Source organism: Paraburkholderia sp. Ac-20342 (assembly GCF_017104985.1).
Classification (GTDB): domain Bacteria; phylum Pseudomonadota; class Gammaproteobacteria; order Burkholderiales; family Burkholderiaceae; genus Paraburkholderia.
Window position 1 is genome coordinate 40,177 of the sequence record NZ_JAAGPQ010000065.1, and the last position, 10,375, is coordinate 50,551.

Sequence of the window (10,375 nt, forward strand, 5' to 3'; positions counted from 1 at the left end):
GCCGAGGCGTGGTGCGGGTGCGTGCGCGGTGCCGCGTGGCGGGTCGATTCGCGAATCAATGTTATCGACTGTGTCTGTTCTATAGCGCCATTCTTTGCCGCGTGTTACGTATACGGGCTTCGGATTTCAGATCAATCGGGAGACACATGTTGTTTAGATTGCAGACAGATGGCGATTGACTTCAAGGTCGGGGGGCATCGGAATTGCACGCTCTTCACGCGGCGGGAATACCACGGCGATACCTTTAGCGATAAATCACGCGCCGGCCGCCAGCTCATTACTTCGGCAAGCGCACGGGATCTCACCCATGACACGCGCCAACTGGCGCGACTTGTCGAGTTCATGCGCCATGCGCCGGGCTGTGCATACGTGAGCAGCGCCGCGCCGAATCAACTCGCCCGGAAACTACGAACCGCCGTCGAGGGCGGCGATGTGATTGCGGTTGCAATGGAACTGCGGATTGCAAGTGGACGTAGTGTGCGTATCGAACAGCCGCCCCGGCCGTACCATGAGACCTTCTCGCCGTCGCAACTATTCCGGCCCAAGCAACGCGTGGCGCGCACTGCTCGCTCGCTTGAGCGCCCCAGATTGCCACGGCTATCATCCGATGATGACCTCGCGATCTGGTTCTCCCGACCTGGAGACGTGCTGCCGGATGGAACGATCGCCATGCCGGTATCGACGCCGCGTGGTGATGCGCAGGCGTTTAAGTTCAGAGAGAATGCGCCACTTGGTGACGTGCGTGATCTAGCCGCGCGTGGCGTAAGCGAAGCAGACGAGGCCGAATGCTACGCTGACTACGAGCTGGATATGGAGCAGTGTCAGGTTGCGATCGCGATGTACAGAGACCCCCGTACTTACTCGCTTTGCGCGCAGCGGGCATTCGGAAAATACCAGCAATGCAGAGGACACTGATATGACGAAACCTCCACGAGCAAGCATCGTTTTTTATGATGAGGACACACAACAACTCAAGATGTGTACGGTATTGCGCTCACGCGTTCAAGCGGCCATTGACCGGTCGACGGCGCTTACCATCCCGCCCGATGTACCGGAGCACTCGGAAAAGCCATTGACAGACGAAGATGCCCGAAAACTCGGCGGCATGCTCATGTTAATGCAAGGATTTTCCAATCCGGAACTACGTGAACGACTTCAAATTACAACGGACGAGCCTATGGACTGGAACGCGCCCTTACCTTCGAGCGAGTAACACCTGACATTGTGGCCACGTCGATATCGACGCCGCTCGGCAATGCTCAGGCGTTCGCGTATGTGCATAGCGGCCGAAATCGCACGCCCACAATCGGAGTCCTCAACGGAATTGTTCTATGGACACGAAAGAGGAAATCACGCGACGCCTGACGGCGTTGGTTGGCCTTAACGTTAGCTGGGTCAGCCACGCTGCGGATATGTTGACGATGCAGTTTGGGCCGCAGCGGCAGTACACAACGTCGAGAGGGACTGTCCTGGAAGGTGGTGCATTTGCGCTGCACGTCCAATGCTCATGGCGACTGGAAGAAGGTGGCCGGGTTGTCGCGACGGAAGATGATCTGCGTGGGCCGGACGAAAAGGCGCACGCCAGCGCTGATTGCCTTCGAGGAAGTCTGGTTGATCACGGCCCGGTGATCGTCGAGGCGGTGTCCGTGGACGAGGCGGCTAGCATCGTACTTTTCCTGTCTCGGGACTTTCGGCTCATCGTTACACCAGATGGTGGCGAAGACGATGAGGACTGGCGTTTTTTTGCGCCGGGCGTGAGCGGGCCGCACCTTGTCATTGAAGGCTGCAGGATTGCGCCAGAATCATTTACCTAAGATGCGATCGACAGCAAAGAACGAGTACTCGCTTCAGACCGATCTGGAGATGTGCCGCATCGGAATTAATTGATCTATGGACACACTCAAGCAATACGAATTCTTCCACGACTGGTATTTGATCGGTATCTCGGCAGACATGGACGCCAGGATCGTGGAACTGCTATTGATGCTCGACGACATAGCACAGCAAGCGCGCGTGATCTTTCAAGGTGCATCGCGTTGCCTCGTCAATGACTTTCTGATTCAGAACATCGTCTACGATGCGAAGATTCTCCGTGACTATGATTCCACCGAATACAAGCAAGCACTCGAATCGCTAGAGAAATCCTATTTTGGAAAAGCATACTATCAACCCAAGCCGATAGCCGCTTTTTCGGCCACACTGGGTGCCGATCTACTGGTTGAATTCGACTCGTTCGAAATCAAGCCGGTTTCGCCTATGGCAGTTACGGCTGCATGATCGGAAAACGACCAATATGACGAAGCCTCCCAATGGCAAATGGTTGGACAACATTCACACCTACACGTCGTGAACGGGACACCAAATGAAACCACAGCACCAACTCGCCCACGCTTCGTTCAATATCTATCAGGACGTTGAGCCGCGTGAATTCTGGACAAGCTATTTCGCTGTCGTGCCGAATACCCCGGGCATAAAGGGCGAACGTTTCATCACGCCATCAGGGCGCATGAGTGCCGGTGCGCTGCGCGTCGGCCTCTGGAGTATCAGCAGTAAGAAAACCGTACAGAGTGACGCGCTGACACCTCATCTTCGTTATCTGGTCGAACGCCTGGCATTGCCTCGGGTTGACCTCTTTGAGTTGCTCAAGCGCACGAGCGCGCAGATGCGCTTTTTGCTATTGAGACAATGCGAGTGGAAACCGAGTGCCCGATGTGCCTGACGACATTCGGGCGACGATGCAAGCGCTGGGCGGCACGGTGGAGATTGACGAGTATCGCTAAGCAACCTGTCGATGTGTCTATCCAGCTTCTTCGAGTGCCTCATCCGTCATCGCGCACGGAGCGCCGCGGGATTTAACGATGACGACGAAGGCGTGCCCATCTCCATGCCCCATTGGTAAATCAATATGACAGATGAAATATTGAAGACGCGGAACTATTTTCACGATTGGTATCTGGACAGCGTAGTCATTGGCTCGAATACCGAGCCCCGCACGCTGACGCTTGGTCTGTACCTCGCCAACAGGCGCGCGGCGGTCACGTTCAATGGTGTAACGTGTGTTTCAGTTGAGCACCTTGGCTTACTGAATATCGTCTACGGCATTCACATCGTTGCCCCCGACGACGAGAAGCACGCGCGGGCCAGTGCAGTGCTCGAAGCAGGTGAGCGGCTTACGGACAGGAAAGCCGCCTTGCTTGCTTTCGTCTACGCCACTCTGGGCGCCGAACTCGCGATTGAGTGTGACTCGATCGAGGTCCACGAGACCGACGGCGGAACATTGGACCCTCTGTTCCGGTGACCGAGATCTCGGAGCGTTCGCGTCAACTCATTGCCAGGATGACCCTATCTTGACGATTCTGACAGGCTTGCCTGACATCAGGTTGGTATACCTCAGCCTGTCACAATGGCTCGATCAAGTTGAGACGGTGGCCACACCCGCAGAACTTCGCATCCTCGGTCTTGAATTCGCCTTCAGCCACAAACGGGAAAACGCGGCGTGTTAGTGTTAATAACTCAACTTGAATGCTGCTCCGGCGTTACACGCAAAATCGATGGCCCACTGCCGGTAAAGTGGCTGATTCGTTGTTTTGAGGGTAACGCCGGTTTGAACCGCTAATTGAGACCAGCCTCAATGACCTCATCGATTACCCGGACACTCACCAGCATCCCATCTGCTGTCGGTCATGACAGCAATGCAGAGGCAACGCCGTCCAGACCGGCGCCAATAAAAACATCTAGCGCGTCGCCCGACGCTCGTTTTCTGGACCTGCCTTCCTTTCAACGAAGGACTGACAGCCAGGCGAATCGGCCAACGCTCGCGACGCTTCCCGACGACATATATCGGGAGATAAGCGATCACCTGCCGCTGCAAGATGTCGCCGCGCTAGCGCAAAGCCGCCTCCGCCCATTCAAAGCGTTAAAGCCTTTGAACGACGCTCACTTGTGGGCCAATAAGGCTGGCTCGTTGGATCTGGACAATCTACTGCAACTGATGGGCACGCGCGGGCTCAGCCAGTCGAACATGCAGCAGACGAGCATCGCCCAGCTAGCCCCGGTACGCCACGAAGAAGTTTTCAATCGGACCGCCACACCCCTGCTGAAGCTGCTGAATGCGGATCCCGGCAAGCTTCAGGCGCAAGATCTGCACGACAGCATCGTCACGGTAGGCAACATGCGGCCGGAAGAGATGCGCGGCGTTGCGACAGGGGCAGTTGCAAGTTTGCTGTCGCGCGTGCAGCCGAGCAAATTGCAGCAAACCGCGTTCGACCAACTTGAGAAGTTAGTCGGAACATATCCGCCGGAGAACCGGTCGCCGACGCTGATGAGCCTTAGCGCCAATATTTTCAAGTTGCCGCAACCGGCAAGCCCCGACTCGCTGCAGTACGCCGCTGGCAATCTGAACAAGGTACTGGCACATCTCGAAGCAATCGACGACACGCAACGCGACCCCATCCTGCAAACGCTGATCGCTCAGTTTCCCACCTTTGTCTTAAACCACGGCGACTGGAAAGCACGTTTCGATGCAACAATTGCAGCAACTCGTGAGACGTCGCCACAAACCCAAGCGCTGGTGCGGTCGGCATTCGAGGGGTTTCTGCGCACATGTGAGCCGCTTCTTGCACAGAGAGAAGCCTTGCCTGGACACCCGAGGGTGTTCGTTACAGGTGACGAGTATCAGGATGCGCAGAGGCTGGTCGGCGAGTTGAATGCGAATGCGGCATAAGTGGCGCACAGGGAGCGGAAATTGAAAGCGACTTGTCATGACTGATCCGCTGAGCGAGTGTGTTTTCTATGTCATCGAACAACAGCTTCGCCAGAGGTTTCCGATATTGTTTGGGTGCTGCGCTTGAGGAACACGGTAGGTTTGGGGATACGTCAGTATTAGCGTACGAAAAGTCCGTTTCTTGAGGGCCCCCATAAGACGCCCGCAAACTCGGCGGCATGCTCATGTTAATGCAAGGATTTTCCAATCCGAAGCTACGTGAACGACTTCAAATTACGACGGACGGGCCCATGGACTGGAACCCGCCTTTGTCTTCGAGCGAGTAACCTCTTTCGTCGGCCACACCGGTATCGACGTCGCTCGGCGGTACGCAGGCGTTGTCTATCAGACCGATATACCTGGTGGCAATGCCGAGCAACCGGCGAAATCAACGGTCAACGAACGATATGCAGCCAAGATGTTCTGATAGCGGCATGTCAAGCGCTGCCCCCTCAACTCTTCCTCCTCACCGCCCGAACATACCCTCCCCTCTCAACCTGCATCTTCCTGTCGAGCACAAGCACCCCCTCAGCCACATCCTTCCGCACCGTCGTCCCCGCCGCAATGGTCGCGCCTCGTCCCACGCGCACCGGCGCGACGAACTGCGTATCCGAACCCACGAACACGTTGTCCTCGATAATCGTGCGATGCTTGTTCACACCGTCGTAGTTGCAGGTGATGGTGCCCGCGCCGATGTTCACGCCCGCGCCCACGTCGGCGTCGCCGAGGTAGCTCAGGTGGTTCGCCTTCGAGCCGGCACCGACGCGCGCATTCTTCACCTCGACGAAATTGCCCACGTGAACCTCGTCGGCAAGCTGCGCGCCGGGGCGCAAACGCGCATACGGTCCAAGCACAGCATGCGCGCCGACCTCTGCATTGTCGATGTGCGTATAAGCGTCGATACGCGTTCCCGCGCCAATCGACGCGCTACGGATCACGCAGTTCGGCCCCACGGTGACGTTGTCCGCCAGCGTCACCTCGCCCTCGAACACGCAGTTGACGTCGATAAACACATCGCGCCCGCACGTCAGCGAACCGCGTACGTCGATCCGCGCCGGATCGGCCAGCGTAACGCCCGCGACCAGCAGTGCCTCCGCCACGTTGCGTTGATGCACGCGCTCCAGTTCGGCGAGCTGCTGCTTGCTGTTCACGCCGAGCGTTTCCCATGCGTGGTCGGGCTGCGCGGTCACGGCCGGATAGCCGGCGGCAATCGCCGCTTCCACGACGTCGGTCAGGTAATACTCGCGCTGGGCGTTGTCGTTCTTCAGCGTGGCGAGCCAGCCCGCGAGCGGCGCGGTCGGCGTCACGATAATGCCCGTGTTGATCTCGGCGATCTTGCGTTCCGCTTCGCTCGCATCCTTCTGTTCGACGATGCGCGCGACCTTGCCCGCCGCGTCGCGCACGATGCGCCCGTAGCCGCTCGGGTCGTCGAGCGTAACGGTCAGGATGCCGTAGCGGTTTCGGCCCGCAGCCTCGACGAGGCGTTCGAGCGTCAACGCGCGCGTCAGCGGCACATCGCCGTACAGCACGAGCGTGGGCACGTCCGCATCGAGCAGCGGCAGGGCCTGTGCGAGCGCGTGGCCCGTGCCGAGTTGCTGGGCCTGCAGCGCGAACCGCACGTCGGGCGCGCCGACCGCTTCGCGCACGGCCTCGCCGCCATGACCTGTCACGACGACGAGGCGGGTCGGCGAGAGCGCGCGGGCCGTATCGATAACGTGCGAGAGAAGCGGCTTGCCGGCGAGCGGATGAAGCACTTTCGGCAGCGCGGAGTGCATGCGTTTGCCCATGCCGGCCGCGAGAATCACGATATTCACGAGGATGACCGTTTGCGAGTGTGGTGAGTGAAAGGAGACGGGGGAGAGCGCCGCATCGTCAGTGACAAGGCACGCGCAGCGTCTGTCCATCGGTATTGCCGGCGAACTGGCGGATTTCGTCCGCGAGTCCCAGCGTCGGTTTGTCGTACTTGTAGCAGTAAGGCACGGCTGGCACCTTCTCCGGCTGATAGCTCTGCAAAACCGCCCTGGCATCGCGCAGATAGAGATTGTCCCTGACCAGCAGAGACGCGCGATAGTCGCTCCCGCTCGCGTAAAGCTGGGCCGTCTGCTCGAAATGCTTCTGGTCCGATCCGCCGTTCGGCAATGCGCTTCTCGCCGGCGCCCCGGCGATGTAGTCGCAATAACGCGCCTTTACGCCCTCCACTGTCGGGAAGAACTCCGGCTCCACGCAACGGCGATCCGACGTGTTGCTGAAGATGTTCCCCTCCACCAGCGCCCGTGCCTGCAGGCTAAAGCTCATGCCGTAAAAATCCCAGTTCTCGAGCAGGTTGTTGAAGAGATGAAACGTGCCGAACTGCGCACGCGGATTGCGCTGCACGGTATTCAGGAAGTAGCAGTGATGGACCGTCACGCGCGCCACCTTGTCGCGCCCGTAATTGGCGAACAGGTTCTTCGACGTGATGTTGTTCAGCAGCATGACCTTGTCGTCGTCATGAAACTTGACCCACGACACCGTCACGTCCGTCGAGCCGTTTTTTACGTTGAGCAGGCGATCGGCGAAGCGCGAAAGATCGAGATGGTCGATCCAGACATCGTGCGAATAATTGGCTACGTTGATGGCCTGCGAGAACGTCCGCAACCGCCCGTCGATGGTCAGATGCGTGACGATCACGTTGCTGCTGCCGTAAATGCCGAGCCCGTAGTCGAGCAGCGTCACGCGATGGCCGCGGCCGTCGATCGTGACGTTGCCCGGCACGCGCAGTTGCGAGCGCAACGCGATGGTCATGTCCGACGCGAAGCGGATCCAGCGCCGCCCGCCGGCGTGAGCGAGCGCGTCGCGCAGCGTGCCCGGTCCCGCGTCCGCCCCCGACGTTACGGTCACGACCTCGCCGCCCTCGCCGCCCGTCGCCCCGCGCCCGTAACCCTCGCGCTGCGCGAGCAGATCGGCGACGAACGGGCACGCCGCGTTTGCGCTCGCGCAACTGCCGCCGGAATCCGCGAACGCCGCACGCGGCGTCGCGACCAGTGCAAGGCAAACGAGCAGCCACGGCCGCCACCTTCTTATGATGCTTGAGTCGATCCTCATGAACCTTGCCTTGATGGGGAGTCCAACTTACTCGACCGTGACCGACTTCGCGAGGTTCCGCGGCTTGTCGACATCGGCGCCACGCGCGCACGCGGTGTGATAGGCGAGCAACTGCAACGGCACCGTGTACAGAACCGGCGACAGCACCCCGTAATGCGCCGGCAGGCGAACGACATGAAGCCCGGCGATGCGCGTGTCCTTGTCGGCAAGCACGTAGACCTCGCCGCCGCGCGCCCGCACCTCCTGAATGTTCGACTTCATCTTCTCCTGCATCTCGTCGTCCGGCACGATTGCGATCACGGGCATGGCCGCCGTCACGAGCGCGAGCGGGCCATGCTTGAGTTCGCCGGCCGGATAGGCCTCGGCGTGAATATAGGAAATCTCCTTGAGCTTGAGCGCGCCTTCGAGCGCGATCGGATATTGCAGCCCGCGCCCGAGGAACAGCGCATGCTCGCTGGTGGCCAGCTGCTTCGCCCATGCGGCGATCTGCGGTTCGAGCGCGAGCGCCGCCGTCAGCATCTGCGGCAACCCATGCAACTGTTGCAGATACTGCGACTCGCGCAGCGCCGTGACGTGACCGCGCTGGCGTCCGAGCGTCACGGCCAGCATGAAAAGCGCCACCAGTTGCGCGGTAAACGCCTTCGTCGAGGCGACGCCGACCTCCTGCCCCGCCTGGGTCAGAAAGCGCGTGCCGCACAGCTGCACCATCGCGCTCGACGGCACGTTGCAGATCGTGAGCGTGCGGGTCTGGTCGAGCGACTGCGCGTACTTGAGCGCGGCCAGCGTATCGGCGGTCTCGCCCGACTGCGAGATCGTCACGACGAGCGCGCGCGGGCTCGCCACCGGTTCGCGATAGCGGTACTCGCTCGCGATCTCGACATCGGTCCTGATCTTGGCGATCGATTCGAGCCAGTACTTCGCGACGAGACCCGCGTAGTAGCTCGTGCCGCAGGCGAGTATCTGGATGCTGTCGATGCCGTCGAACGTCGCGGGCGCGGCCTCGCCGAACAGTTCGGCCTTGAACGCTTCGACACCGCGCGTGGTCGCGGCCACCACGGCGGGCTGCTCGAAGATTTCCTTCTGCATGTAGTGCCGGTAGCTTCCGAGCTCCACCGCCGCGTTCGCGACGCTCACCTGCTGGGACTCGCGCACGACCGGCTTGCCGTCGCGCGCCACGATGCGGATCGATTCGCGCGTCAGTTCGCAGACGTCGCCGTCGTCGAGAAACATGAAGCGCTCGGCCTGGCCCGTCAGCGCGAGCGCGTCGGAGGCGAGAAAATTGCCCGCCTCGCCGGCGCCGATCAGCAGCGGCGAGCCCTCGCGCGCGCCGACGATAAGGTCCGGCCGGTCCTCGTGCACCACCGCGATCGCGTAGGCACCGTGCAACCGTTGCACGGCCTCGCGCACCGCCGCGAACAGGTCGCCGTCATAGACGCTGTGGATCAGATGGGCGATGACTTCCGTATCGGTCTGCGACACGAACTCGTAGCCGCGGCCGGCGAGTTCGTCGCGCAGCGATTCGTAGTTTTCGATGATGCCGTTGTGGACCACCGCCAACGCATCGCGGGACAGCATCGGATGCGCATTGCGGATTTCCGGTGCCCCGTGTGTCGCCCAACGCGTATGAGCAATGCCGCTCGCGCTTTCGAGCCCCGCGCGGCGCAGCCGCGAATCGAGGTGCGATACGCGCTCGATACTGCGCATCCGTTCAAGACCCCGCTTCGAATTCACGGCGACGCCGCACGAATCGTAGCCGCGATATTCGAGGCGCCGGAGACCTTCGACCAGCACCGGAACAATATTCTCTCGCGCAACCGCACCAACAATGCCGCACATGACTGTTTCCTTTTCTCGTGTTGGGGCGTGCTTTCACGCCCATGCCTGAGTGTGTGTTATCGATTGACGCGACCTGCCGCATCGGGCCGGTTCAAACCGGCTTGAGCCGACTCAAGCCGGCGACCGCTCGCCCGCGATGAATGCGAGGTACCAGGAGAGCGCTTCCGTCATGCCGCGCCTCAGATCGAACAGCCCGGAGAAGCCCAGCTCCCGTACCGCCTTCGCGATGTCGGCCTGCGAATGGCGCACGTCGCCCGCGCGGAACGACTGGTAGACCGGCTGCTTCGCGTAGTGCACGCCGTGCGTGGCGAGCCCGGCCTGGATGATCGAGAACAGGTCGTTGAGCGTGGTGCGGCCGCCCACCGCGACGTTGTACACGTCGCTCGCGGCGAGGTCTTCCTTCAGCGCGGCGCGCAGGTTGGCCTGCACGACGTTGCCCACGTAGCAGAAGTCGCGGCTCGTTTCGCCGTCTCCGTTGATCTGCACGTCGTCGCCCGCCAGCATCGCCGCGATCCATTTGGGGATCACCGCGGCATACGCGCCGTCCGGGTCCTGACGCGGGCCGAACGCGTTGAAGTAGCGCAGGCCGATCGAATGAAAACCGTAGGTGCGCGAATAGACGCTCGCATAGAGTTCGTTGACGAGCTTCGTCACCGCATACGGCGAGAGCGGATTGCCGATGCGCTCCTCGCGCTT

At 60.7% G+C, this 10,375-nt stretch carries 11 protein-coding genes; 7 read left to right on the top strand and 4 right to left on the bottom strand.

Going from position 1 to position 10,375, the window contains the following annotated elements; translation table 11 throughout:
• The first annotated feature begins 168 nt into the window (after positions 1-168).
• The 7 genes from G3N58_RS23545 (at position 169) to G3N58_RS23575 (ending at position 4,723) form a co-directional block, all read left to right on the top strand.
• On the top strand, positions 169-915 hold the full coding sequence (locus G3N58_RS23545) for a hypothetical protein (RefSeq protein ID WP_167284822.1): 747 nt from the start codon (positions 169-171) through the stop codon (positions 913-915).
• A 1-nt stretch (position 916) separates the two neighbouring features.
• The gene (locus tag G3N58_RS23550) at positions 917-1,213 is read left to right on the top strand and encodes a hypothetical protein (RefSeq protein ID WP_167043863.1); all 297 of its coding nucleotides are present in this window, start codon (positions 917-919) and stop codon (positions 1,211-1,213) included.
• 118 nt (positions 1,214-1,331) lie between these two features.
• Positions 1,332-1,814: a hypothetical protein gene (locus tag G3N58_RS23555; RefSeq protein WP_206000339.1), complete on the top strand. Its 483-nt coding sequence runs from the start codon at positions 1,332-1,334 to the stop codon at positions 1,812-1,814.
• Between the two features lie 76 nt (positions 1,815-1,890).
• On the top strand, positions 1,891-2,277 hold the full coding sequence (locus G3N58_RS23560; RefSeq protein ID WP_206000340.1) for a hypothetical protein: 387 nt from the start codon (positions 1,891-1,893) through the stop codon (positions 2,275-2,277).
• A gap of 85 nt (positions 2,278-2,362) precedes the next feature.
• The gene (locus tag G3N58_RS23565) at positions 2,363-2,719 is read left to right on the top strand and encodes a hypothetical protein (protein ID WP_346778289.1); all 357 of its coding nucleotides are present in this window, start codon (positions 2,363-2,365) and stop codon (positions 2,717-2,719) included.
• 186 nt (positions 2,720-2,905) lie between these two features.
• Entirely contained in the window at positions 2,906-3,298 is a 393-nt protein-coding gene (locus G3N58_RS23570; RefSeq protein WP_241017217.1) for a hypothetical protein, read from the top strand.
• Positions 3,299-3,631: 333 nt separating this feature from the next.
• Positions 3,632-4,723 carry a hypothetical protein gene (locus G3N58_RS23575; protein WP_206000341.1) on the top strand — a complete coding sequence of 364 codons (1,092 nt, stop codon included), beginning with the start codon at positions 3,632-3,634 and terminating at the stop codon, positions 4,721-4,723.
• A 491-nt stretch (positions 4,724-5,214) separates the two neighbouring features.
• Here the strand turns inward: G3N58_RS23575 and glmU are convergent, their stop codons facing one another.
• The 4 genes from glmU to G3N58_RS23595 all read right to left on the bottom strand — a co-directional run.
• Entirely contained in the window at positions 5,215-6,576 is a 1,362-nt protein-coding gene (glmU, locus tag G3N58_RS23580) for a bifunctional UDP-N-acetylglucosamine diphosphorylase/glucosamine-1-phosphate N-acetyltransferase GlmU (RefSeq protein WP_167043851.1), read from the bottom strand.
• A 58-nt stretch (positions 6,577-6,634) separates the two neighbouring features.
• On the bottom strand, positions 6,635-7,843 hold the full coding sequence (locus G3N58_RS23585; RefSeq protein ID WP_206000342.1) for a polysaccharide lyase family 1 protein: 1,209 nt from the start codon (positions 7,841-7,843) through the stop codon (positions 6,635-6,637).
• A 27-nt stretch (positions 7,844-7,870) separates the two neighbouring features.
• Positions 7,871-9,679: a glutamine--fructose-6-phosphate transaminase (isomerizing) gene (gene glmS, locus G3N58_RS23590; protein WP_206000343.1), complete on the bottom strand. Its 1,809-nt coding sequence runs from the start codon at positions 9,677-9,679 to the stop codon at positions 7,871-7,873.
• Between the two features lie 111 nt (positions 9,680-9,790).
• The coding region (locus G3N58_RS23595; protein WP_206000344.1) for an NAD-dependent epimerase/dehydratase family protein at positions 9,791-10,375 on the bottom strand (585 nt) is incomplete at its 5' end.